We start from the raw sequence: 24,406 nt of genomic DNA, 5'->3' as shown, positions 1-24,406 counted from the left end.
TCGACCTGTTTAAATTTGCACCTGGAATAAAGGATATTTTTCTATGGAAAGTAATTCATCTTCCGCTGTTCACTCCAACGCGTTCAACTTCGGTGAGTTTGTTTCCGGAGGCGTTGATCCGCGCACGGGCATGTATACGTGTGCATTTTCGCTTGGCAAGTTGCACTCGGCAGACCTCAATGGTCCGGAGCTTGCACTTTCAGTGAGCTTCAATCCGCTCAATCAGGCCGATAGCGGTTTCGGCGTTGGCTGGTCTTTGACCCTGACCAATTATGACTTGCGCAGCAAAGTCATGACCTTGTCCAACGGTGAACGCTACAAGGCTGTCGAGACGTCTAGCGGCCTGAAGTTCAAGGAGATGAAACTGCAAACGGCAAAGGTGTCAGTCACTGGAGCAGGGCGCTATGAAGTTCGATACAAGGATGGTCGGCGGGAACTGCTCAAAGTCCTGGCCGGTACTCAGGTCGCCGTCGTGGAAAAAATAATCGCGGCGAACGGTGTGAGCATTACCCTCAAGCATGAGTTGTTCAACCAGTTTCCCCGATTGGCCGAAGTCAGTGATGCCAAGCGCTGCCTGTTGAAAATCACCCGCGCGGCAGGTCAGGTGACGCTGTCCCGGCATCCCGACACTGCTTCCAGTTCCAACTACAAGCTGATCTTGAAAAACTCTCGGGTGACGGCCATCGAACTGCCGGTTGGTAAGGGTTGGGACCTTGAGTATGAAGTCATCGCTGGAACCAGCTATGTTCATCGCATCGTCAATCCGCTGCGCGGGGTCGAAATCATTCGCTACAAGCGGCACGGCCACCGCTTCATCAGCGGTGTGGAACAGACACTGCCGTTTGTTATCGCTCACGATGTCTACCCAGGGCGCGGCCAGCCCAGAGTGTGCAAGACATACACGTACTCCGACCATAACTTCCTTGGGCAGGGCCTCCTTCCAGCCAAGGATAGTGACCTGGATCCGCTCTATCTGGCGCCCAGCAGCTACTTCTACACCTCGGACGAGCACTTGCTGGTCAGCGGCAAAGTACATACCCGCATTAAACGCACCTACAACAAATTCCATCTGTTGGTGGCTGAGGTTACAACCTGTGGCGACGCGCAGATCGCCACCGCCACGGAGTATCACTGTTCCGTTGCCAAGCCGTTCAGTGAGCAGGTGGCCCAGTTCCGCATGCCTAAAGTCCATACGGTGACGTACCTCGATCGGCGCACCCAACAGCAGCGTGTGGAAACCACGATCACTGAGTTCGATGGCGAAGGTAACTTGCTCAAGCAGGTTGAGCCCACTGGGGTGACGACTACGACGGAATACTATCCGGCCATTGGCGGGGATAACTGCCCGGAGGATCCGCTGGGCTTTTCCAGATTCCCGAAAAAGAGGACGGTGAGTGCTGCCGCATCGGATGGTGCTTCGACAGTCACCCACTACGACTACGCTTTGCATCCGGCGCTTGAGGGTGCTGAACTGGCCTCTGTGTTACCGGTCGAGGAGCGTTTTTTCGAAGTGGTGGAGGGTGTAGAGGTGTTGCGTTCGAAAACCGCACGCAGCTATCTGAATACGCCCAAGGATCCACTCAAGCATGGAGCCACAAAAGAGCAAAGTGTCACCCTGAATGATAAAAAAACCGCTATCGAATTTTCCTATGAGCTTGAGGGTGACAGGCTGCGAGTCAGGTCCGGCACGCGCGGATTCGACGGCGCGCTGCAGACCAGTGAGAAAGTGCTGTCGACGCTGACCGGATTACAGGTCTCTGAAGTCGGTGTCGATGGCGAGCACATCGAATATGAATACGATGCAATCGGCCGGGCAGTGTGCAAAACCGTTGCTGCCGGCACCCCCTATGCGGGCGCTACCCGGTGGGCCTATCTGGCCGCCAGCAAACAGCAGCCGGCGACAATGGTGACCACGGATCCTGCTGGCGGCGAGCAAAAAGTCGCCTATGACGGACTGGAACGGGTAATCACCGTTCAGGAAAAGGACTGCGACCATCCCGACAAGGACGGTCTCATTCAGACGCGCACGCTTCATTCTGTCCTGCATGATTCAGTCGGTCACAAGGTGAAAGTGACGCTGACTGATTGGCGTGATGGCAAACCTTATCCGGTCAGCACTCGCTATGAATTCGATTCCTGGGGCCAGGTCAGCAAGACTCTGCACGATGATGGGCGTATCGAACACAGCGAGGCGGATCCGGTGCTTCGCCGGCAGACCAATTGGCTCCAGGGCATGGGCAAGACGATCACCGTCGTCAATGATTTCGGAAAACCGCTGAGTGTCGAAAGCTTCAATGTGAAGAACAAGAGTCTGGGCAAAACCGTTTACACCTATGACGGTTATGGGCGCACAGCCAGCCAGACAGACCCTGTCGGCAACACCAGCCGATATGAGTACGACGTTTTTGACCGAATGACCCGCAGTGTCCTGCCCGACGGCAGTAAGGTCGTGACCGAGTACGCCGAGCATAGTGATGAAGGGCTTGCGATCGACATCAAGGTCGGTGACAAAGTGCTGGGCCAGCAAACGTATGACGGTTTGGGGCGGTTGATCCAGAGTACTGTGGGCGGGCGAAAGTCCGAGGCTGGTTATGAAGCGGGCTTCACTCAGCCACAGTGGTGCAAGAGTGCTGATGGCAAAAAAACCGAATTCACTTATTTGCGGGAACTGGGCGGTTTGCTGACTGAGCGCAAGGCAGAGGACCTGGTCACAACCATGACCTATGACCCCGTCAGCGGCAAACCCTTGACCTGTACCGAAAGCGGCAGGAGCCGCAGCTTTGCCTATCATCCTTCCGGGCGCCTGAAATCCGAAACGACGACCTTCGGCGCTGTCACGAAAGCAACGTCCAGTACCTGGTCCCTGCAGGGGCGACCAATCACCCACGTTGATGTGCTCGGTACCGACAACAGATCTGAATACGATGAGTTCGGCCGCCTTCTATCCGCCTCGCAAGGCTTGCTGACAACCGAGTTCCACTACAACGCCCGGACGGGGATGCTGGAGTGGACGAAAACCGAAGACACCTCGATCAAGCGTCAGATGATCACCCGGTTCGCCTATGACGATATAGGTCGTGAAACCCGGCGTACATTCGAGATTCAGGGTCAGCCTGACCAGACCCTCGAATCGACTTACACGCTGGCTGGCAAACTGGCGCAGAAAGTGTCCAGACGTGGCACTCAACTCTTACGTGATGAACAGTTCACCTACGACGTGCGCGGGCGCTTGATCCAGTACGACTGTGCTGGCACCCAAAAGCCCCGTGACCCGTATGGCAAGGAAATTATTCAGCAGACGTTCACCTTCGATGCGCTGGACAACATTCTTACCGTGCAGACGAAGTTCCCGCTGGGCGTGAATCTGACCACCTTCAGTTATGACAATCCCGATCCGGTACAGCTCAGTGCAGTCAAACATTCCCATGTCGACTATCCACCAGCAGTGACGCTGGAATACGACGCCAACGGCAGGATGATCAAGGACGACCAGGCGCGAACGCTGGCCTATGACGCGTTCGGACGTCTTGAGCAGTTGTCCGACACAGGGGGATCAGTGATCCGTGGTTACCATTACGACGGTTTCGACGATCTGGTTGAACTGTCGCAACCCGAAAAGGCGACTGTGCAGCGTTACTACCACGCAGGTCGGGTTGCCAATGAGGTCAGTGGTGAAAATTCATTCAGTGTCGTGCGTCACGGTGGCGCGCTTGTGGGCCAGCGGCAACTCGGTTTGAACGCCAGCGCGCAGCTGTTTGGCACCGATCAACAGCAAAGCGTGCTGGCTACACTGGGTAAGGAGCAGCTCACCGATTGCGCCTACAGCCCTTATGGGCATCGTCCTGCCGACGGCGGATTGTTCAGCCTGGCGGGGTTCAACGGCGAACAGCTGGATCCGGTTACCGGGCTGTATCTGCTGGGCAACGGTTACCGGGCCTATAGCCCGACACTGATGCGTTTTCTTGCCCCCGATAGCATGAGTCCGTTCGGTGCGGGCGGATTGAATGCCTACAGTTATTGCCTGGGCGACCCGGTCAACCGGGTTGACCCTACCGGGCATGTCTCCTGGCAATCGATCCTGGGCATCGGCCTGAGTATTCTCGGAATTGTTGCCAGCGTAGTGACGATGGGCGCGGCGACGCCATGGGCAGTGGCGGCATTGGGGCTGGCGGTTGCTTCAGGCCTGGCGGGTATTGCCAGCGAGGTGATCAATGAACTCGCACCGGGTTCTCAAGCGGGCGAGATATTGGGCTGGATCAGTTTTGGTCTCGGGCTCGCTTCGCTCGGTGCAGGTTTGGCGGCGGGTGCAAAAGCTGCTGTGAATGCGGGCAGGAAGATGGCTTCAGCTTTTAGCAAAGGCCTCAGCCCTAATAGAGGCGACACAGCCAGAGCAGCACGACGGCTTGGGGGAGGAGGACGCGGGAGGCAAAATGCAAGTAGAGCGAATGCGCCCGCGGAGGAAGCGGCGGAGAGACCTTGGCAATTAATCAGGCCAGAGACAGAAGACTACGTCCATGCCGTTCATAAGACGATGGCCGACGAATTCTTCCAGCTCGTGGAAAGCGATATGTCCCCCCTCCAGGCAGCCAGGAGCTCCAGGATGTATTACGAGGCATTCGGCGCAGCCGGTGATGGAAGAAAAGTAACGCATGTTCTTTTTACGGCCTCGAAAGGACGCGGGGAGCGTATTTATCTTCTGGAGGACAGTAAACAGAGAGTTTGCAGAGTCCTGCGGGCGGGCGGCCATTGGACCGACGGAGAGACCAACGCAATAATGAGATCGGCCAAAAATATGGTTACAACGCGCACATGAGCACTCTGAATACTTCGCCTGCCCGTTATGGGTGTGAAGGTCTGGAGTGCTGTTCAAGCGCCCACTCCACATGTTCTTTGACCAACTCTGACGGATAATCCCGTCGCGCCTTCAACGCTTCCAGCACCGGAATCGTTGAAGGCGCATTTCCCAGCCCCACCGCAAGATTGCGCAACCAGCGCTCATACCCGGCACGTCGCAACGGCGAGCCTTCGGTGCTGCTCAAGAACTTTTCTTCATCCCACATGAACAGCTCGGCCAATTCAGCATTGTTGAGGTTGTGCCGTGGCTTGAAATCACTTTCACCGGTTGGCCGGGCGAAGCGGTTCCATGGACAGACGATCTGGCAGTCATCGCAGCCAAACACCCGATTGCCTATCAACGGCCGCAATTCTTCGGGAATCGCGGTTTTCAGCTCAATGGTCAAATAGGAAATGCAGCGCCGCGCGTCCAGCACATAGGGGCCGACGAAGGCGTTGGTCGGGCAGATATCCAGACAGGCGGTGCAGCGTCCGCAATGTTCGGTGCTGTGCGGCTCGTCCACCGGTAGCGGCAGGTCGACGAACAGCTCACTGAGGAAGAAGTAACTGCCGGCCTTGCGGTTGAGGACCAGGGTGTTTTTGCCGATCCAGCCCAGCCCGGCCTGTTCGGCGATGGCTTTTTCCAGCACCGGCGCGCTGTCGACAAATGCACGAAAACCGAACGGTCCGATCTCCGCCTGAATCTTGTCCGCTAATTGCTGAACACGTTTACGGATCAATTTGTGGTAATCGCGGCCCAAGGCATAACGCGACACGTAAGCCTTTTCCGGTTCAGCCAGGCGTTTGGCCATTTCGGTATCGCCTGGCAGGTAGTCCATGCGCAGCGAAACCACGCGCAACGTGCCCGGCACCAGTTCTTCCGGGTGCGAGCGTTTGCTGCCATGGGCGCCCATGTAGTCCATTTCGCCGTGATAGCCGGCGTCGAGCCAGCGTTGCAGATGCTGCTCGTGCTCGGCCAGGTCCAGACCGCTGATGCCGACTTGCTGGAAGCCCAGCTCGCGGCCCCAATCCTTGATCGATTGGGCGAGGGCGGGCAGGTCTGTGGTGATGGCGGACATGAGGCGAGAGAAACCGGAGCTGAGGTGCGTATAATTCTGCCAGACATCGGAGCCCGAAGACGCATGCCGCAGACGAAAGATGAATTACCCGACGCGCTGTACCGTGCCGCGCAGGTGCGCGAACTCGACGCGCGGCTGATCGCCGCCGGCACGCCGGGCTTCGAATTGATGCAGCGCGCCGCCCGCGCGACGTGGCGCGCAGTGGTGCGCAAGTGGCCGGCAGCGAACGAACTGACGGTGCTCGCCGGGCACGGCAACAACGCTGGCGACGGTTATCTGGTGGCCGGGCTGGCGCTGCGGGCCGGTTGGACGGTGCGCGTTCTCGCCGTCGGCGATCCGCAGCGTTTGCAGGGCGATGCCGCACTGGCCCATGCCGAATCGGTGGCTGCTGGTGTTGTGGTGCAAGGCTGGCAGGGGCAAAGCGAGCTGCGCGGTGTCGTCCTCGATGCCTTGCTCGGCACAGGTCTGAGCGGCGAAGTGCGCGAGCCCTATGCCTCGACGATCAAGGCGATCAACGCCTGCGGTTTGCCGGTAGCGGCGGTCGATATCCCTTCCGGGCTATGTGCCGATACCGGGCGTGAACTGGGTGTCGCGGTCCACGCCGATCTAACGGTGACATTCATTGCTATGAAGATCGGGCTGTTGACCGGCGACGCGGCGGATCATATCGGCGAACTGGTCTTCAGCGATCTGCAAGCCGCCGACGAAATTTTCAGTGACATTCCCGTCTGCGCTCAGCGCCTGAGCGCCGCTAATCTCCCAGCACTTGCGCCGCGTGCGCCGACCTCGCACAAGGGGCGCTTTGGTCATGTGTTACTGATCGGCGGCGATCACGGTTTCGGCGGAGCGATTCTGCTCAGCACGGAAATGGCCTTGCGCGGCGGCGCGGGCATCGTTTCGCTGGCGACTCGTCCAGAGCATGTGCCGGCGGCGCTGACTCGGGTGCCGGAGGCGATGGCGCTCGGCACCTCGTCAGCCAATCAACTGATGGGTCTGCTGGAAAAGGTTTCGGTATTGGTGATCGGGCCGGGACTCGGTCAGGCCAGTTGGGGCCGTGCCCTGCTGTCGGCTGCCGCCAATGCACCATTGCCGCAGGTGTGGGACGCTGACGCGTTGAACCTGCTGGCCAGCGATTTTGTCCAGTTGCCCAAGGATTGCGTGATCACCCCGCATCCGGGTGAAGCGGCGCGCTTGCTTGGCATCAGTACCGCCGAGGTGCAGGCCGATCGCCCGGCCGCTGCTCTGGCGTTGAGCAAAAAGTATTCAGCGGTAGTGGTTCTGAAAGGTGCCGGCAGTCTGATCGCCCATCCAGACGGGCGTCTGGCCCTCTGTCATCAGGGCCATCCGGCGATGGCCACAGGCGGGTTGGGTGATGTGCTGGCCGGTCTCACCGGCGCATTGCTGGCCCAGGGCATGGACGCGTTCGATGCGGCATGCCTGGCCGTCTGGCTGCACGCCAACGCGGGTATGCAACAAGGCAAATTCGGCCGTGGGCTGGCGGCCAGTGATCTGATTCCAGCCATTCGTCAGTTGTTGGAGGAGCAAGCACCGTGTCTGAAGTAACCCTGTACCTGGCCGATGAACAGGCGATGAGCGACTTTGGCGCACGGATCGCCCGCGTCACCCAGGGCCATGGCCTGATTTTTCTCGAAGGCAATCTGGGCATGGGTAAAACCACTCTGTCGCGGGGCATCATTCGCGGTTTGGGGTATGTTGGCGCGGTAAAAAGTCCGACCTTCACATTGGTCGAGCCCTACGAGATCGGTGACATTCGTGCCTTCCACTTCGACCTGTATCGCCTGGTCGATCCCGAGGAGCTGGAGTTTCTCGGCATCCGTGACTACTTCGAAGACGATGCCCTGTGCCTGATCGAGTGGCCCGATAAAGGTGCAGGCTTTTTGCCAAAGCCTGACCTGACCATTACCATTAGCCCGCAAGACAGCGGGCGTTCGCTGAAAATTTTAGCCCAGGGCTCGCGTGGCGAGGCCTGGTGTGCCGCTTTGGCATTGGAATCCAATTAAATGATGGGGTTTGGTATGCGCTTTCGCGCGTTGGTGGCTGCCGCTGGACTGATGTTGATGGCAGTAACCGTCAACGCTGTGGCCGATTCAAAGGTCAACAGCGTGCGCCTGTGGCGGGCGCCGGACAACACGCGACTGGTCTTTGACCTCAGCGGCCCGGTGCAGCACAGCGTTTTCACCCTGACAGCCCCGGACCGGCTGGTGATCGACATCAATGGCGCCACCCTCGGCGCGCCGTTGAACGTGCAGACGGCGAACACGCCGATCACCGCGATGCGCTCGGCCCAGCGCACGCCGACCGACCTGCGCGTGGTCATCGACCTGAAAAAAGCCGTCACCCCGAAAAGCTTCTCGCTGGCGCCCAACGCGCAGTACGGCAACCGTCTGGTGGTCGATCTGTTCGACAACCCGGCCGATGCCGCGCCGCCGCCGGCCCCGACGCCATCGGTGGCGACCGTGCCGGCAGTGCCGGTGACCCCGACCGAACCGGCGATCAAGCTGCCGCCAGCCCCGGCTGGCAAACGCGACATTATCGTCGTGATCGATGCCGGCCACGGTGGCGAAGACCCGGGCGCGTCCGGCTCGCGCGGCCAGCGTGAGAAAGACGTGGTACTGCAGATCGCTCGCGAGCTGCAGCGTCAGGTCAACGGCATGAAAGGCTTCCGCGCCGAGCTGACCCGTACCGGCGACTACTTCATTCCATTGCGCGGGCGAACCGAAATCGCCCGCAAGAAGGGCGCCGACCTGTTCGTCTCGATCCACGCCGACGCCGCGCCGTCCGCAGCCGCGTTCGGTGCGTCGGTGTTCGCCCTGTCCGATCGTGGCGCGACATCTGAGACCGCCCGTTGGCTGGCCGACAGTGAAAACCGTTCCGACCTGATCGGCGGCGCCGGCAACGTCAGCCTCGACGACAAGGACCGCATGCTTGCGGGCGTGTTGCTCGACCTGTCGATGACTGCGTCGCTGACCTCCAGTCTCAACGTCGGCCAGAAGGTGCTGACCAATATCGGTCGCGTTACGCCGCTGCACAAACAGCGCGTGGAACAGGCCGGCTTCATGGTGTTGAAGTCGCCGGACATCCCGTCGATCCTGGTCGAAACCGGCTTTATCTCCAACGCCAACGAAGCGAACAAGCTGTCCGCATCCAGCCACCAGCAGGCGTTGGCCCGTTCGATCAGCAGCGGTGTGCGCCAGTTCTTCCAGCAAAATCCGCCGCCGGGCACCTACATCGCTTGGCTGCGTGATTCCGGCAAGATCGCCCAAGGCCCGCGTGACCACCGTGTCGGCCCGGGGGAAACCCTGGCGATGATCGGCGTGCGCTATCAGGTTTCGCCGGCCACCTTGCGCGCCGCCAACAACCTGAAAAGCGATGAGCTGAAAGTCGGTCAGCATCTGACGATTCCTGGCACCGAACTGGCGTCCAAAGAATGAACCAGGTATTGAACACGGCGCGCATCGAGCTGCTCAGTCCACGGCTGGCGAACCAGATCGCTGCCGGTGAGGTGGTGGAGCGCCCGGCTTCGGTCATCAAGGAGCTGCTGGAAAACAGTCTCGACTCTGGCGCCAAGCGTATCGACGTCGATGTCGAGCAGGGCGGCGTCAAGTTGCTGCGCGTGCGCGATGACGGCAGCGGTATTTCCGCCGATGACCTGCCGCTGGCCTTGGCCCGTCACGCCACCAGCAAGATTCGCAACCTCGAGGATCTTGAACAGGTGATGAGCCTGGGTTTCCGTGGCGAGGCGCTGGCGTCGATCAGCTCCGTGGCGCGTCTGACCCTGACCTCGCGCACCCGCGATGCCGATCAGGCCTGGCAGGTCGAAACCGAAGGCCGGGACATGGCGCCGCGCGTGCAGCCGGCGGCGCATCCGGTCGGCACTTCGGTGGAAGTCCGCGACCTGTTCTTCAACACCCCGGCCCGGCGCAAATTTCTCAAGACCGAAAAAACCGAGTTCGATCATCTGCAAGAAGTGATAAAGCGTCTGGCGCTGGCGCGCTTCGACGTGGCTTTTCATCTGCGCCACAACGGCAAGACCATCCTCAGCCTGCACGAGGCCCACGATGATGCAGCCCGCGCCCGGCGTGTGGCGGCGATCTGCGGTTCGGGTTTCCTTGAGCAGGCGCTGCCGATCGAGATCGAACGCAATGGCTTGCACCTGTGGGGCTGGGTCGGTTTGCCGACGTTCAACCGTAGCCAGGCTGACTTGCAGTATTTCTTCGTAAACGGCCGAGCAGTGCGCGACAAACTGGTGGCCCATGCGGTACGTCAGGCTTATCGCGACGTGCTGTTCAATGGCCGTCACCCGACGTTTGCGCTGTTTTTCGAAGTCGATCCAGCGGCGGTCGACGTCAACGTGCACCCGACCAAACACGAAGTGCGTTTCCGTGACGGGCGCATGGTCCACGATTTCCTGTATGGCACGCTGCACCGTGCGCTGGGCGATGTGCGTCCGGAAGATCAACTGGCCGGTTCGGTGACCACGGCGATCGTTCGGCCGAGCGGGATCGAGGCGGGCGAATTCGGCCCACAGGGCGAGATGCGTCTGGCCGCCAATGCGCTGCTGGAGCAGCCGCAGGCGCAACCGGCGTTCAACACGTCATCCGGGGCCAGCGCTGGCGGCGCTTATCAGTATCAATACACGCCGCGTCCGCAATCGGCGCTGCCCGCTGCCGAGGCTCAAGCCGCTTACAAAGAGTTTTTCGCGCCGCTGCCTGAAGCCAATGCCAGCGCGCTGCCAACCGGTCAGGAAGATATCCCGCCGCTCGGCTATGCACTGGCGCAGCTCAAGGGCATCTATATTTTGTCCGAGAACGCCCATGGTCTGGTGCTGGTGGACATGCATGCCGCCCACGAGCGGATCATGTACGAGCGCCTGAAAATCGCCATGGCCAGCGAAGGTCTAAGTGGCCAGCCGTTGCTGGTGCCGGAGTCGCTGGCCGTGAGTCAGCGCGAGGCCGATTGTGCTGAAGAACACGCCGCTTGGTTTCAGCGCCTTGGTTTTGAATTGCAGCGCCTGGGGCCGGAAACCCTGGCGATCCGGCAGATTCCCGCATTGCTCAAGCAGGCCGAAGCCAATCGACTGGTCGGCGACGTGCTTTCGGATTTGATGGAGTACGGCACTAGCGACCGTATCCAGGCGCACCTCAACGAACTGCTCGGCACCATGGCCTGCCACGGCGCGATCCGCGCCAACCGGCGTCTGGCCCTGCCGGAAATGAACGGCCTGCTGCGTGATATGGAAAACACCGAACGCAGCGGTCAATGCAACCATGGCCGACCGACCTGGACCCAATTGGGTCTGGACGATCTGGACAAACTGTTCCTGCGCGGTCGTTGATGAGCCAGCTTCCTCCAGCGATTTTCCTGATGGGCCCGACCGCTGCGGGCAAGACCGATCTGGCCATCGAGCTGACCAAAGTGCTGCCGTGCGAATTGATCAGTGTCGATTCGGCGCTGGTCTACCGCGGCATGGACATCGGCACGGCCAAGCCTTCGAAAGAGTTGCTGGCGCAATACCCGCACCGGCTGATCGACATCCTCGACCCCGCTGAAGCGTATTCAGCCGCCGATTTCCGCCGCGACGCGTTGCAGGCCATGGCCGAAATCACTGGACGAGGAAAGATCCCGCTGCTGGTCGGCGGCACCATGCTCTATTACAAGGCTCTGGTCGAAGGTCTGGCGGACATGCCGGCGGCCGATCCCGAGGTCCGTGCGCAGATCGAGGAAGAAGCTGCACGCCTCGGCTGGCAAGCCCTGCACGATCAACTGGCGCAAATCGATCCGGTGTCGGCGGCGCGCATTCATCCCAATGATCCGCAGCGCTTGAGTCGGGCACTTGAAGTGTATCGAGTCAGCGGGCAGAGCATGACCGCCCTGCGCGAGCAACAATCTGCGCAAAGTACTGAAGCAGCCGCTTCGGGACGCCAACAATTGCCCTATACTGTCGCGAACCTGGCCATTGCTCCGGCGAATCGTCAGGTTTTGCACCAGCGAATTGAACAAAGATTCACAAATATGTTGGAACAGGGATTCATCGACGAGGTCGTAGCCCTGCGTAAAAGAAGTGACCTGCATTCGGGGTTGCCGTCTATACGTGCGGTAGGCTACCGCCAAGTCTGGGATTACCTGGACGGCAAGCTGACATTGGCCCAGATGCAGGAGCGGGGCATCATCGCCACGCGCCAATTGGCCAAACGCCAGTTTACCTGGCTGCGCAGCTGGGACGATTTGCACTGGCTGGACAGTCTTGATTGCGACAATCTGCCACGCGCCTTGAAATACCTTGGGACCATCTCCATATTGAGCTGAGTCCTTGCAATTGCCGTCTATCCTTGGGGGTGTGACGGCCGAAGCCATCTGAATTTACCTGTTTTTATTATTGAATCCTTAAAGGAGTGCGGCACATGTCAAAAGGGCATTCGCTACAAGACCCTTACCTGAACACTTTACGTAAAGAGAAAGTCGGGGTTTCCATCTACCTGGTCAACGGTATCAAGCTGCAAGGGACGATCGAGTCGTTCGACCAGTTCGTGATCCTGCTGAAAAACACCGTAAGCCAGATGGTCTACAAACACGCTATCTCGACCGTCGTGCCGGTTCGTCCAATTCGTCTGCCTAGCGCAACCGAAAACGAACAGGGCGATGCCGATGCAGCGCCGGGTAACGCCTGATAGGAGTCTCCTTTGTTCTTTGAGCGCCACGGTGGTGGTGAACGAGTCATCCTCGTTCACTTGGATGGACAGGACCCTGAGGCGCGCGAAGATCCGCAGGAGTTTCAGGAGTTGGCAAATTCGGCTGGCGCCGAGACCGTCGCGTTTTTTAACGTGCCGCGTCATCGGCCAACCGCCAAATATCTGATCGGCAGCGGCAAGGTCGAGGAACTGCGCGACCTGGTCAAGGCTGAAGAAGCCGATCTGGTGATTTTCAATCACATCCTCACGCCCAGTCAGGAACGCAACCTCGAACGTGTTTTCGAATGTCGCGTGATCGACCGCACCGGGCTGATTCTCGATATTTTCGCCCAACGCGCACGCACCCATGAGGGCAAGCTGCAGGTCGAACTGGCCCAGCTTGACCACATGAGCACGCGGCTGGTTCGCGGCTGGACTCACCTTGAACGTCAGGGTGGCGGTATCGGTATGCGCGGCCCGGGTGAAACCCAGCTGGAAACCGACCGCCGTCTGCTGCGGGTTCGCCTGCGTCAGATCAAGGGGCGGCTGGAGAAGGTGCGCAGTCAGCGCGAGCAGTCGCGCCGTGGCCGATCCCGTGCGGACATTCCTACCGTTTCGCTGGTGGGCTACACCAACGCGGGCAAATCGACACTCTTCAACAACGTGACGAAGTCCGAGGTGTACGCGGCCGATCAACTGTTCGCCACACTCGACCCGACCCTGCGCCGGCTGGAGCTTGACGACCTCGGTCCGATCGTCCTCGCCGATACCGTGGGCTTCATTCGTCACCTGCCACACAAGCTGGTCGAGGCATTTCGGTCTACGCTCGAAGAGTCGAGCAATTCCGACCTGCTGCTGCACGTGATCGATGCGGCCGAACCGGATCGCATGTTGCAGATCGAGCAGGTGATGGTGGTGCTGGGCGAGATTGGTGCCCAGGACTTGCCGATCCTCGAGGTCTATAACAAACTCGATTTGCTCGAAGGCGTCGAGCCGCAGATCCAGCGCGATGCCGATGGCAAGCCGCAACGGGTCTGGCTCTCGGCGCGTGATGGCAGCGGTCTGGAATTGCTTGAACAGGCCATCGCCGAGTTGCTCGGCAGTGATCTGTTCGTCGGTACCTTGCGCTTGCCGCAACGCTTCGCTCGACTGCGTGCGCAGTTCTTCGAACTCGGTGCGGTGCAGAAAGAAGAATACGATGAAGAAGGTGTCAGCCTGCTGGCCGTTCGTTTGCCCCGGATCGAGTTGAATCGATTGGTAAGCCGCGAAGGATTGCAGCCGATGGAATTCATCGAGCAACACACTTTGCAATAAAAGCCTGACAAAGCGGTTGTGCCGCAACGGCAGGCATTCTGTAGCATTGGTCGGCGCGCCGTGGGTGCGTCTTTGCTTTATCAGATGGAGAGCGCTATGGCTTGGAATGAGCCGGGTGGCAACTCGAATAATCAGGATCCCTGGGGTGGCAAGCGCCGCAATAACGGCGACCGCAAGGGGCCACCGGATCTCGACGAGGCCTTCCGAAAGCTGCAGGAAAGCCTGAACGGGTTGTTCGGTGGTGGTAAGAAACGCGGTGATGACGGCGGCGGGTCGGGGCGCAGCAGTGGCGGCTTCGGCGGTCTGCTCGGCATCGGCCTGGTCGTGCTCGCGGCTGTCTGGCTGTACAGCGCGGTCTACGTGGTGGACGAGCAGGAGCAAGCCGTGGTGCTGCGCTTCGGCAAGTACTACGAGACTGTCGGCCCGGGTCTGAACATCTACTTCCCGCCGATCGACAAAAAGTACATGGAGAACGTGACGCGTGAGCGTGCGTACACCAAGCAGGGCCAGATGTTGACTGAAGACGAGAACATCGTCGAAGTGCCGCTGACCGTGCAGTACAAGATCAGCAACCTGCAGGACTTCGTGCTGAACGTCGATCAGCCGGAAATCAGCCTGCAGCACGCGACTGAAAGTGCGCTGCGTCACGTGGTCGGTTCCACCGCCATGGACCAGGTGCTGACCGAAGGTCGTGAATTGATGGCCAGCGAAATCAAGGAGCGTCTGCAACGTTTCCTCGATACCTATCGCACCGGTATCACCGTCACCCAGGTCAACGTACAGAGCGCAGCGGCACCGCGTGAAGTACAGGAAGCCTTCGATGACGTGATCCGCGCCCGTGAAGACGAGCAGCGTTCGCGCAACCAGGCCGAGACCTATGCCAACGGCGTGGTGCCGGAAGCCCGTGGTCAGGCCCAGCGCATCATCGAAGATGCCAACGGTTACCGCGACGAGACCATCTCGCGCGCCAAGGGTGAGGCCGATCGCTTTACCAAACTGGTCGCCGAGTATCGCAAGGCACCTGAAGTCACCCGCGAGCGTCTGTACCTGGACACCATGCAGGAAGTCTTCAGCAATACCAGCAAGGTCCTCGTGACCGGCAACAAGAACGGCCAGAGCAATCTGCTCTACCTGCCGTTGGACAAGATGATCCAGAACAGTTCGGGTAATGCACCGGTGACCGGTTCGGCCGCCAGCAACAACACGGACGTCACGCCGCATGTCACCGACGTGCCGCAGACGCGTACAAGGGAGACCCGCTGATGAGCAATAAATCGCTGATCGCCCTGATCGTTGGCGTCGTTGTGGTACTGGTGGGCTGGAATTGCTTCTATATCGTCGCTCAGACCGAGCGCGCGGTGCTGCTGCAATTCGGTCGTGTGGTTCAGGCCGATGTCCAGCCGGGTCTGCATGTGAAGGTGCCTTACGTCAACCAGGTGCGCAAATTCGACGCGCGTCTGCTGACGCTCGATGCACCGACGCAGCGCTTCCTGACTCTGGAAAAGAAAGCCGTGATGGTCGATGCCTACGCCAAGTGGCGGGTGAAAGATGCCGAGCGCTTCTACACCGCGACTTCGGGTCTGAAGCAGATCGCCGACGAGCGTTTGTCCCGTCGTCTCGAATCGGGCCTGCGTGACCAGTTCGGCAAGCGCACCCTGCACGAAGTGGTGTCGGGTGAGCGTGATGCGCTGATGGCTGACATCACTGCGTCGCTGAACAAGATGGCGGAAAAAGAGCTGGGTATCGAAGTGGTCGATGTCCGGGTCAAGGCCATCGATCTGCCGAAGGAAGTGAACCGCAGTGTGTTCGAACGTATGAGCACCGAGCGTGAGCGTGAAGCTCGCGAGCACCGCGCCAAGGGTAACGAGCTGGCCGAAGGCATCCGTGCCGACGCCGATCGTCAACGCCGCGTGCTGCTGGCTGAAGCCTATCGTGAATCCGAAGAGGTTCGCGGTGACGGTGACGCCCAGGCTGCTGCGATCTACTCCAAGGCCTACGGCCAGGACCAGGAGTTCTACGGTTTCTACCGTAGCCTGCGTGCCTACCGTGAAAGCTTCGCGAACAAATCCGACGTCCTGGTCCTCGACCCAAGCAGCGACTTCTTCCGTTATCTGGAAAAAGCCAAACCTTGATACGACGTTGACCTGAATCAGTCCGCCCGGCGGCTAAAACCTCGGGCGGGGTGATCCTTTCGGAAAACGTGTGTATGATGCGGCAGCCGGGAAATTCCCGGCTTTTTTGCGTCTGCACGTTTGATTGCTGTTTTTGTTGCAGACATCGGGTTTGAATAGCCCGGGCGTTTTTCGAGGAAAGTGATGGGCGAAGCCGCCAGCCGGCCTTTCGCTGCGTCGTTCATGCGCGTGCGTTTTGAACGCCCCGGTCATTTTCTGCTTCACTCAAGGCTCGCCTAGTGCTGGCCGCCCGGATCAAAGGGGAATGGCGTAATGGCAACGGTAGACCGCTGGCTGCTGCCAGATGGCATCGAAGAAGTACTGCCACCGGAGGCGGCGCGCATTGAAGTCGCGCGTCGTCAGGTGTTGGATCTGTTCCAGAGCTGGGGTTACGAGTTCGTCGTGACTCCCCATATCGAGTACCTGGAATCCCTGCTGACCGGCGCGGGCCAGGACCTGGATCTGCGTACCTTCAAGGTCATCGACCCGCAATCGGGCCGGCAGATGGGTTTCCGCGCCGACATCACGCCGCAAGTGGCGCGCATCGATGCGCACACCCTGCGTCGCGAAGGCCCGAGCCGTCTGTGCTACGCCGGCAGCGTCCTGCATGCTCAGCCGCGTGCATTGTCGTCCTCGCGCAGCCCGATCCAGCTGGGCGCCGAGCTGTACGGCGACGCCAGCCCGAGCAGCGATGTCGAAGTCATCAGCCTGATGCTGGCCATGCTGCAACTGGCCGATGTGCCGGACGTGCACATGGACCTCGGCCATGTCGGCATCTACCGTGGTCTGGCGCGTGCCGCTGGTCTGTCCGGTGAAGTCGAGCAGCAGTTGTTCGATGCCCTGCAGCGCAAGGCCATCGATGAAGTGATTACCCTGACCGAAGGCCTGCCGGCCGATCTGTCGGGCATGCTGCGCGCACTGGTTGATCTGTGTGGCGGCCGTGAAGTGTTGAGCGCTGCGCGCGAGCGTCTGGCCAATGCGCCGGCGCCGGTGCTGGCGGCGCTGGAAGATCTGCTGGCGATCGCCGAGCGTCTTTCCGTGCGCTTCCCGCAGCTGCCGCTGTATTTCGACCTCGGCGAGTTGCGCGGCTACCACTACCACACCGGTGTGGTGTTCGCGGTGTTCGTGCCGGGCGTTGGCCAGTCCATCGCTCAGGGCGGTCGTTACGATGACATCGGTGCCGACTTCGGTCGCGCCCGTCCGGCGACTGGTTTCTCTACCGATTTGAAAACCCTGGTGACCCTGGGGCGTGCTGAGATCGAGCTACCGTCTGGCGGTATCTGGATGCCTGACAGTACGGATGCGGCACTCTGGCAGCAGGTTTGCCAGTTGCGCAGTGAGGGTCAGCGTGTCGTTCAGGCCTTGCCTGGACAACCTTTGGCCGCCGCCCGTGATGCGGACTGCGACCGGCAATTGATTCAGCAGAACGGGCTTTGGCAAGTATCGCCACTGGCTTCTTGAGTTTTCCTGCCGGCCATCGCCGGCACCAAGTTTGCGCGAATGAGGACAAGTGTTATGGGTAAGAATGTCGTAGTCCTGGGCACCCAGTGGGGTGATGAGGGCAAAGGCAAGATCGTTGATCTGCTGACCGAACATGCTGCCGCCGTAGTGCGCTACCAGGGTGGCCACAACGCGGGTCACACGCTGGTGATCGACGGCGAGAAAACCGTCTTGCACCTGATTCCGTCGGGCGTGCTGCGCGAAGGCGTGCAATGCCTGATCGGCAACGGCGTGGTGGTTGCACCTGACGCCCTGCTGCGCGAGATCACCAAGCTGGAAGAGAAAGGCGTACCGGTGCGCGAGCGCCTGCGTATCAGCCCGTCCTGCCCGCTGATCCTGTCCTTCCACGTCGCGCTGGACCAGGCCCGTGAAAAGGCCCGTGGCGAGCTGAAGATCGGTACCACCGGTCGCGGCATCGGCCCGGCTTACGAAGACAAGGTTGCCCGTCGTGGCCTGCGTGTCGGCGACCTGCTGAACATGCCACGCTTCGAAGACAAGCTGCGTGAACTGGTGGATTACCACAACTTCATGCTGGTCGGTTACTACAAAGAGCCAGCCATCGAATTCGAAAAGACCCTGGCCGAGTGCAAGGAATACGCTGAGCTGCTCAAGCCGCTGATGCTCGACGTGACTGCCGAGCTGCACGACCTGCGTCGTGCCGGCAAGGACATCATGTTCGAAGGCGCGCAAGGTTCGTTGCTCGACATCGACCACGGCACCTACCCGTACGTGACCAGCTCCAACACCACCGCTGGTGGCGTGGCGACCGGTTCGGGCGTGGGTCCGATGTTCCTCGACTACATCCTGGGCATCACCAAGGCCTACACCACTCGCGTCGGTTCCGGCCCGTTCCCGACCGAGCTGTTTGACGAAGTCGGTGCGCACCTGGCCAAGCAGGGTCACGAGTTCGGCGCTACCACCGGCCGTGCCCGTCGCTGCGGCTGGTTTGACGCCGTCATCCTGCGTCGCGCTATCGACGTGAACAGCATCTCGGGCATCTGCCTGACCAAGCTGGACGTGCTTGACGGTCTGGAAACCATCAACATCTGCGTCGGCTACAAGGACGCGCAGGGCAATGCTGTTGCCCCGACCGATGCTGACAGCTACGTCGGCCTGCAGCCGGTGTACGAAGAAGTACCGGGCTGGAGCGAATCGACCGTGGGCGCCAAGACCCTGGAAGAGCTGCCGGCCAATGCTCGTGCCTACATCAAACGCGTTGAAGAGTTGATCGGCGCGCCGATCGACATTATTTCGACGGGCCCGGACCGCAACGAAACCATCGTGCTGCGTCATCCGTTCGCTTGATAAGTTGTTGATGTAAAAAACAAAGGCCCCTTAATCGGGGCCTTTGTCGTTTATGCCTGTTGGACGGCATGACCTTTGCTGTGAATCTGCCTACAAGAGTGCCATCAAATTAATGGCGTCAGAAGTAGAGGGATTTAAAGTGTCAGCCGTTCTCTCACTGTTACAAAGCCGTTTGTTGCGGCCGGTGTTCGTTACCCTTGGTATCGCCCTTTTGGTGCAGGTGTTGGTGGCGGTTGCCCTGACGCGGAGCACGGTGACCGCGCTGGAAGCCGATCTGGCTGTGCGCCTGGGTGCCGACAGCCAGAAACTCTCCGGTGAGCTGGAGCAGGCGGGGCGTGAAGTCACTTCAAGTCTTGATGCGTTATCGGCCAGCACTCGTCAGCGCCTCACGGCTGGCCTGTCCGCACGCCTCAAAGAAGAGCAGGCGCAACTGCGGGCGACGCTGGAAAAGGATCTGAAGGATTCGGCCAACGACATGGCGCAGTTGCTTGCATCCGTAGCGCCGCGTGCCATGTGGGACAGCGACGTGCCGACGCTCTCGGAGTTCGCTCGTCGCGCCCAGCGCAATCCCAACGTGCTGTTCGTGGTGTATGACGACGCCACCGGCCAGCATTTGACTCGTTACCTCAACCGTGAAAACCCGATCAACAAGGCCTTGCTGGAAAAAGGTCAGGGCGAGCGTGCGCTGGATAAGGTGTTGGATGCGGCGAAAAACGATCCTTCGGTTTACTACCTCGAAGCCTCGATCAATCCCAATGGCGTGGAGATCGGCAAAGTGCTGATGGGTGTGTCCACGGCCTCGGTGGAAACCGATCTCGCCGAGCTCGACAAGCGCTTCCTGGCGCTGATTGCCAGCAGCGATCAATTGGTCGGTGACAGCCTCAAAGGCGCAGCGGCGGACAGTGCCAAGGCGATGCAGGCGCGCCTGCAATCGGCGCAGGGCACCGCTGGCGAAATGAAAGCCAACACTGCGCAAACCGTTCAAGACGCTGCCGCGACACTGCGCTGGCGTATCGGCCTTGGCCTGGCACTGGTCGGTTGTGGCGTGCTGCTGTTGCTGGCCGTGGTGCTCGGTCATCGTGTGGTCAATCGTCTGAAAATGCTCAATGCGGCGATGGACGATCTGGCCGCAGGCGAGGGCGATCTGACCAAGCGAGTGCAGATCAACAGCAAGGATGAAATCGGCGACATGGCCTCAGCGGTCAATCGCTTTGTGGATAAATTGCAGCCGATCGTGCGCGAGGCCGGTGATGTCGCTCAGCGCACTGGCGTGGAAATCGGCGCGATGACCTTGCGCAACGCTGGCGCCGATGCGGCTGCCGGAATGCAGCGCGATGAAGTTGCAGAAAGCCTTCGCGCGCTGTCGCAAATGGCAGACGAGGCGCAGTCGGAAAGCCAGGCAATGCAGGCGGCGCTGAAGCAGGTTGTCGATATTCGTCAGGCCACCGATGAGAACACCCGGACTTCGGCGAAAGTTGGCAGCCTGATCGAAGCGCTGGCCGGGCAGGTCGATACCGGGGCGAAGGTTATCGAGCGACTGGCGCAGCAGAGCGAGCAGATCGAGGTGGTGTTGACGGTGATTCACGGCATCGCCGAGCAGACCAACCTGCTGGCATTGAACGCTGCGATCGAGGCGGCGCGCGCCGGTGAGACCGGGCGTGGGTTTGCCGTGGTGGCGGATGAAGTGCGTGCACTGGCGAGCAAAACGCAGAGCTCGACGGGTGATATCCAAGCGCACATCGTCGCTCTGCAGCAGGGCGCACGTGAGGCAGTCGAGGCGATTGGTCAGGCCGGACGGCAGGCCAGCGAAGGTTTGCTGGTCTTGCGCGACAGTGCGCGGTTGCAGCAGTCGGTGCAGGCTTCGGTCGAGCAGGTGCATGCGGCGATCGGACTGGCGACGCAAGCAGCAGCGCATCAGGCGCAGGGTGCACAGGCAGTGCGTGGGCGCGTCGAAACGATTCATGCGCAGGCCGAGAAAGCGGCGCAGGCAGTGGTGGAGACCACGGCCAGTGGCAAGGTGCTGGATGGTCTGGCGGCGCAATTGAAAGCCAGCCTGGGGCAGTTCCGCGCTTAGTGGTATCCGGGCTGGCCTCTTCGCGAGCAGGCTCGCTCCCACAGGGAAACTCAACCCATTGTGAGAGCGAGCCTGCTCGCGAATACGGTATCAGCGGCTCAGATACATCCGTGTCGTCAGCAGATAAACCGGCAACCCGGAGACCACAATCAACAACGCCGCATAAGGCGCCGCCGCGGCAAACTCGACATTCGCCGTATGCGCCCAGACTTCGGTCGCCAATGTATTGAGTCCGGTTGGGCTAAGCAGCAACGTTGCCGTCAATTCCTTCATCGCATCAAGAAATACCAGCGCAAACGCTGCGCCCAGTGCCGGGAAAATGATCGGCAAGGTCACCCGGCAAAACGCGGTGAACGACGATGCGCCTAATGTCCGCGCCGCTTCTTCCAGCTGCGGTGCAGCCTTGTTCAGCGCAGTACGGATCGGCGCCTGCGCCAATGGCAGGAGCAGCAGCGCATAGGCGATCAGCAGCAAGCCCGACGTCTGATACAGCACTGGCACGTAATGCAGGGCGAAATACACCAGCGTCAACGCAATCACCAGCCCCGGCAGCGCGTGCAACAGATAAGGCAGGCGTTCGGCCCAGATTGCCAATCGGCCTTTATAGCGCACCACCAGCAACCCGACCGGCACTGCCAAAACCAGACACAACGCCGCGCCGCCCAATGACAATGCCAGCGATGACAGCAGCGCCTCGGTGATCGCCGCTACCGGGAACGCCGCCGATGAGCCGACCGCCAGCCAATACGCCAACATCCCCAACGGAATGCCGCTGCCGATAATCGCCAGCAACAGGCAATACAACTGACCAAGCGCCGCCCACGGTCCAAGCTTTACCTGTTCAGCTTGCCGCGCCGCGCCCTGGCCGGTGCGCACATGCCGGCCCTTGCCACGCACGCGCAGCTCCAGCCACAACAGCAGCAGACACAGCGCCAGCAACACCGCCGAAAGCATCGCGGCGTTGGCATTGCTGAATTCCAGTTCGAATTGCTGGTAGATCGCCGTGGTGAAGGTTTGCAAGCCGATGATCGACAGCGCGCCGAATTCCACCAGCATGTGCAGGGCAATCAGCAGCGAACCGGCCAGCAGCGATGGCCACAGCAGCGGCAGGGTGACGCGGAAAAATACGCCCCAGCGATTCTGTCCCAACGTGCGGGCGGATTCTTCGAGGGAGGGATCGAGATTGCGCAGGGTCGCCGCAACTGGCAGGAAGATCAGCGGATACTTCGACAGGCTCATCACCAGAATCGCCCCGCCGAGGCCTTCGAATTGCGCGCTGAGCGAGACCCAGGTGAAGCTGCTGACAAAAGCCGGCACCGCAAACGGCAGGCACAAGATCACGCCCCACAGGCGCCGCCCCGGCAGATTGCTGCGCTCCAGCAGCCACGCCAGCGACAGACCTATCACGGCGCAGGTAACCGTCACGCCGACCATCAGTGCCAAGGTGTTGCGCAACAGGCCGAACACATACGGGCGCCACAGCAAATGCAGCGCCTCGGCCCAGCCGGCCTGCCAGGCTTTCAGTCCGACATAGGCCAGTGGCAGCAGGCTCATGACCACCAGTAGCAATACCGGCAGCACCAGCCAGATTGACGGCCGTTTGCGTCGTGGCACGTAACCCCCGCGCGCGGCGGGGGCCGATAACGATGCTGCCATCAGTTCAGGCCAACTTCGCGTTCCAGTTCCAGCGCTTCTTCAGCGTTGCCCAGATCCGCCGGAGTGACGTTCGGCGCTTCCAGTTCGCTGAACGGCTTGAGGCCGCGATCCGATTCCATGCCTTTATGCAGCGGGTATTCGGCGGTGGTCTGAGTGATCACGCGCTGACCTTCTTCGCTGGCCATGAAGGCGAGGAATTGCTGGGCTTCTTTTGGATGTTTGCTGGATTTCAGCACGGCAGCGCTGGACACGGTGATCAAGCCGCCAGCGTCGCCGCCGGTGAAATAATGCAGCTTGGAGTCGAGCTTGCCTTTCTCGCGTTGCAGGGCGAACCAGTAGTAGTTGTTCACCAGTACGGTAGCGACTTCGCCGTTTTCCACAGCTTTGAGTGCGACCATGTTGTTGCTGTAGGTCTTGCCGAACGCGCGCAGGCCGGTCAGCCATTCTTCGGCGGCGTCACGACCGTGCAGCTTGATGATTGCTACTGCCTGTTCCTGGAAGGCGCCACTGGTCGGCACGAAGCCGACCTTGCCTTGCCACTGCGGCTCGGAGAATTCCATCACCGATTTCGGCAGGTCTTTTTCATCGATCAGTTTCGGATTGAACGCGACCACGCGCACGCGCGCGGTAACGCCGATCCAGGTACCGTTGGCGGCGACGTATTTTTCCGGCAAAACCGTTAGGGTGGCGTCATCGGCCTTGGCCAGCAGACCCTGTTCGCCGAGGTTGTTCAGCGGCGGCGACTCTTCGGTGTAGATCACATCGGCGGGCGAGCGGTCGCCTTCTTCGATGATCTGGCTCGCGAGCTGGTTGCTGCTGCCTTTGCGCACGTTGACGTGGATGCCGGTCTTGGCTTCGAAAGCCTTGGCAATCGCGTCGCCGACTTCCTTGTGCTGGCCGTTGTAGAGAGTCAGGGAAACCGCATCGGCAGCCTGGGTGAGGGGAGTGGCGAGCGCCAGGCCGAGTAGGGTGAAGGTCAGGCCTCGGCGCAGGGTATTTCGAAACGTCATTCGCAGGGTTCCTCACTGTCGCATTGCAAAAACTTGCAACAATGATAAACGATATTGTTTCTCAAGTGCGCCTTGTGGGGCGACTGGTGATTGTGTAGGAGTTGCCGAAGGCTGCGATCTTTTTGATCTTGCTGTTAAACGGTAGGGGGTCAAAAGCAAGATCAAAAGATCGCAGCCTCGTTGCACTCGTCAGCTCCTACACGCTCCTTCAAGACCTGCGGGAATTCAGGAAGCCAGAAACGCAAAAACCCGCTTTCGCGGGTTTTTGTGAAATCCAAGGCCTGAACCTTGAATTTGAATTGGTGCCCAGAAGAAGACTCGAACTTCCACGACCGTAAGGTCACCAGCACCTGAAGCTGGCGTGTCTACCAATTTCACCATCTGGGCAATCATCGCAAGCGTTGCCGCTGTTGATGTGGCGCACTATACGGAGGCCTTTTTGATCTGTAAACCCCTGATTTGGTTTTAATAAATCAGTGTGAGCAAAAGCTTTACCGCAAATGCAAAAAACCCGCTTTCGCGGGTTTTGTGTGAGTGTTGAAACTGATCTAGTCTCAAACTCGAAATTGGTGCCCAGGAGAAGACTCGAACTTCCACGACCGTAAGGTCACCAGCACCTGAAGCTGGCGTGTCTACCAATTTCACCACCTGGGCATCATCGAAAGCGCTTGTGCGTCGTCGATGGCGCGCACTATACGGAGCGTCTTTTTAACTGTAAACCCCTGCCGCAGAAAAAACTGAATTTTTTTACCAGCGGCGTTCAAAACGGTGTCGG

Annotated in this window: 16 protein-coding genes and 2 tRNA genes; 13 read left to right on the top strand and 5 right to left on the bottom strand. The window is 60.0% G+C overall.

All coding sequences use genetic code 11. The features are described 5' to 3' along the window. Positions 1–43 precede the first annotated feature (43 nt). Entirely contained in the window at positions 44–4,813 is a 4,770-nt protein-coding gene (locus AB4N47_RS20485) for an RHS repeat domain-containing protein (RefSeq protein ID WP_460154325.1), read from the top strand. A gap of 25 nt (positions 4,814–4,838) precedes the next feature. Here AB4N47_RS20485 and queG read toward each other — a convergent pair whose 3' ends face one another. Beyond that, positions 4,839–5,912 (bottom strand): tRNA epoxyqueuosine(34) reductase QueG, encoded by a 1,074-nt coding sequence (queG, locus tag AB4N47_RS20480; RefSeq protein WP_341638481.1) that lies wholly within the window; start codon positions 5,910–5,912, stop codon positions 4,839–4,841. 63 nt (positions 5,913–5,975) lie between these two features. Between queG and AB4N47_RS20475 the strand changes: the two genes are divergently transcribed. The 12 genes from AB4N47_RS20475 (at position 5,976) to AB4N47_RS20420 (ending at position 20,965) form a co-directional block, all read left to right on the top strand. Continuing rightward, positions 5,976–7,475 (top strand): NAD(P)H-hydrate dehydratase, encoded by a 1,500-nt coding sequence (locus tag AB4N47_RS20475; protein ID WP_341638482.1) that lies wholly within the window; start codon positions 5,976–5,978, stop codon positions 7,473–7,475. Further along, complete coding sequence (gene tsaE, locus AB4N47_RS20470; RefSeq protein ID WP_123443942.1) at positions 7,463–7,933, top strand: tRNA (adenosine(37)-N6)-threonylcarbamoyltransferase complex ATPase subunit type 1 TsaE; 471 nt, start codon at positions 7,463–7,465, stop codon at positions 7,931–7,933. The genes AB4N47_RS20475 and tsaE overlap by 13 nt, the downstream gene beginning before the upstream one ends. Positions 7,934–7,984: 51 nt before the next feature. Continuing rightward, positions 7,985–9,364, top strand: a complete 1,380-nt coding sequence (locus tag AB4N47_RS20465; protein WP_370593506.1) for an N-acetylmuramoyl-L-alanine amidase — start codon at positions 7,985–7,987, stop codon at positions 9,362–9,364. Beyond that, on the top strand, positions 9,361–11,268 hold the full coding sequence (gene mutL / locus AB4N47_RS20460; protein WP_122881189.1) for a DNA mismatch repair endonuclease MutL: 1,908 nt from the start codon (positions 9,361–9,363) through the stop codon (positions 11,266–11,268). The genes AB4N47_RS20465 and mutL overlap by 4 nt, the downstream gene beginning before the upstream one ends. Further along, positions 11,268–12,239: a tRNA (adenosine(37)-N6)-dimethylallyltransferase MiaA gene (miaA, locus tag AB4N47_RS20455; protein WP_122699792.1), complete on the top strand. Its 972-nt coding sequence runs from the start codon at positions 11,268–11,270 to the stop codon at positions 12,237–12,239. The genes mutL and miaA overlap by 1 nt, the downstream gene beginning before the upstream one ends. A 95-nt stretch (positions 12,240–12,334) precedes the next feature. Continuing rightward, positions 12,335–12,601, top strand: a complete 267-nt coding sequence (gene hfq, locus AB4N47_RS20450; protein WP_016771947.1) for an RNA chaperone Hfq — start codon at positions 12,335–12,337, stop codon at positions 12,599–12,601. Between the two features lie 12 nt (positions 12,602–12,613). Beyond that, on the top strand, positions 12,614–13,915 hold the full coding sequence (hflX, locus tag AB4N47_RS20445; protein WP_016771946.1) for a ribosome rescue GTPase HflX: 1,302 nt from the start codon (positions 12,614–12,616) through the stop codon (positions 13,913–13,915). Between the two features lie 96 nt (positions 13,916–14,011). Continuing rightward, a complete protein-coding gene (gene hflK / locus AB4N47_RS20440; protein WP_024011368.1) occupies positions 14,012–15,178 on the top strand; it encodes an FtsH protease activity modulator HflK in 1,167 nt (388 codons plus the stop codon). Continuing rightward, positions 15,178–16,047, top strand: coding sequence for a protease modulator HflC (gene hflC / locus AB4N47_RS20435; RefSeq protein ID WP_016771945.1), 870 nt, complete (start codon positions 15,178–15,180; stop codon positions 16,045–16,047). The genes hflK and hflC overlap by 1 nt, the downstream gene beginning before the upstream one ends. Positions 16,048–16,359: 312 nt before the next feature. Then, positions 16,360–17,547 (top strand): ATP phosphoribosyltransferase regulatory subunit, encoded by a 1,188-nt coding sequence (locus AB4N47_RS20430; RefSeq protein WP_016771944.1) that lies wholly within the window; start codon positions 16,360–16,362, stop codon positions 17,545–17,547. Positions 17,548–17,601: 54 nt separating this feature from the next. Continuing rightward, on the top strand, positions 17,602–18,891 hold the full coding sequence (locus tag AB4N47_RS20425; RefSeq protein ID WP_016771943.1) for an adenylosuccinate synthase: 1,290 nt from the start codon (positions 17,602–17,604) through the stop codon (positions 18,889–18,891). Between the two features lie 139 nt (positions 18,892–19,030). After that, a complete protein-coding gene (locus AB4N47_RS20420; protein ID WP_110602740.1) occupies positions 19,031–20,965 on the top strand; it encodes a methyl-accepting chemotaxis protein in 1,935 nt (644 codons plus the stop codon). A gap of 90 nt (positions 20,966–21,055) precedes the next feature. Here AB4N47_RS20420 and AB4N47_RS20415 read toward each other — a convergent pair whose 3' ends face one another. From AB4N47_RS20415 to AB4N47_RS20400, 4 genes are all read right to left on the bottom strand, one after another. After that, on the bottom strand, positions 21,056–22,621 hold the full coding sequence (locus tag AB4N47_RS20415) for an ABC transporter permease (RefSeq protein ID WP_341638484.1): 1,566 nt from the start codon (positions 22,619–22,621) through the stop codon (positions 21,056–21,058). Further along, entirely contained in the window at positions 22,621–23,631 is a 1,011-nt protein-coding gene (locus tag AB4N47_RS20410; RefSeq protein ID WP_341638485.1) for an extracellular solute-binding protein, read from the bottom strand. The genes AB4N47_RS20415 and AB4N47_RS20410 overlap by 1 nt, the downstream gene beginning before the upstream one ends. 300 nt (positions 23,632–23,931) lie before the next feature. Beyond that, positions 23,932–24,018, bottom strand: a tRNA-Leu gene (locus AB4N47_RS20405). A gap of 180 nt (positions 24,019–24,198) precedes the next feature. Further along, a tRNA-Leu gene (locus tag AB4N47_RS20400) sits at positions 24,199–24,285 on the bottom strand. Between the last annotated feature and the right edge of the window lie 121 nt (positions 24,286–24,406).

The sequence above is a fragment of the Pseudomonas sp. S3_G06 genome (assembly GCF_054667565.1).
Note: the sequence above shows the minus strand (reverse complement) of the source record. Positions and strands in the feature narration are given on the sequence as shown.

Bases quoted from the DNA above. Each gene is read 5' to 3' on its own strand.
- AB4N47_RS20465 (WP_370593506.1), top strand. From the start codon at position 7,985: ATGTTGATGGCAGTAACCGTCAACGCTGTGGCCGATTCAAAGGTCAAC.
- hfq (WP_016771947.1), top strand. From the start codon at position 12,335: ATGTCAAAAGGGCATTCGCTACAAGACCCTTACCTGAACACTTTACGT.
- AB4N47_RS20415 (WP_341638484.1), bottom strand. From the start codon at position 22,621: ATGGCAGCATCGTTATCGGCCCCCGCCGCGCGCGGGGGTTACGTGCCA.
- miaA (WP_122699792.1), top strand. From the start codon at position 11,268: ATGAGCCAGCTTCCTCCAGCGATTTTCCTGATGGGCCCGACCGCTGCG.
- AB4N47_RS20485 (WP_460154325.1), top strand. From the start codon at position 44: ATGGAAAGTAATTCATCTTCCGCTGTTCACTCCAACGCGTTCAACTTC.
- queG (WP_341638481.1), bottom strand. From the start codon at position 5,912: ATGTCCGCCATCACCACAGACCTGCCCGCCCTCGCCCAATCGATCAAG.
- AB4N47_RS20475 (WP_341638482.1), top strand. From the start codon at position 5,976: ATGCCGCAGACGAAAGATGAATTACCCGACGCGCTGTACCGTGCCGCG.
- hflC (WP_016771945.1), top strand. From the start codon at position 15,178: ATGAGCAATAAATCGCTGATCGCCCTGATCGTTGGCGTCGTTGTGGTA.
- hflK (WP_024011368.1), top strand. From the start codon at position 14,012: ATGGCTTGGAATGAGCCGGGTGGCAACTCGAATAATCAGGATCCCTGG.
- mutL (WP_122881189.1), top strand. From the start codon at position 9,361: ATGAACCAGGTATTGAACACGGCGCGCATCGAGCTGCTCAGTCCACGG.
- AB4N47_RS20410 (WP_341638485.1), bottom strand. From the start codon at position 23,631: ATGACGTTTCGAAATACCCTGCGCCGAGGCCTGACCTTCACCCTACTC.
- AB4N47_RS20430 (WP_016771944.1), top strand. From the start codon at position 16,360: ATGGCAACGGTAGACCGCTGGCTGCTGCCAGATGGCATCGAAGAAGTA.
- AB4N47_RS20425 (WP_016771943.1), top strand. From the start codon at position 17,602: ATGGGTAAGAATGTCGTAGTCCTGGGCACCCAGTGGGGTGATGAGGGC.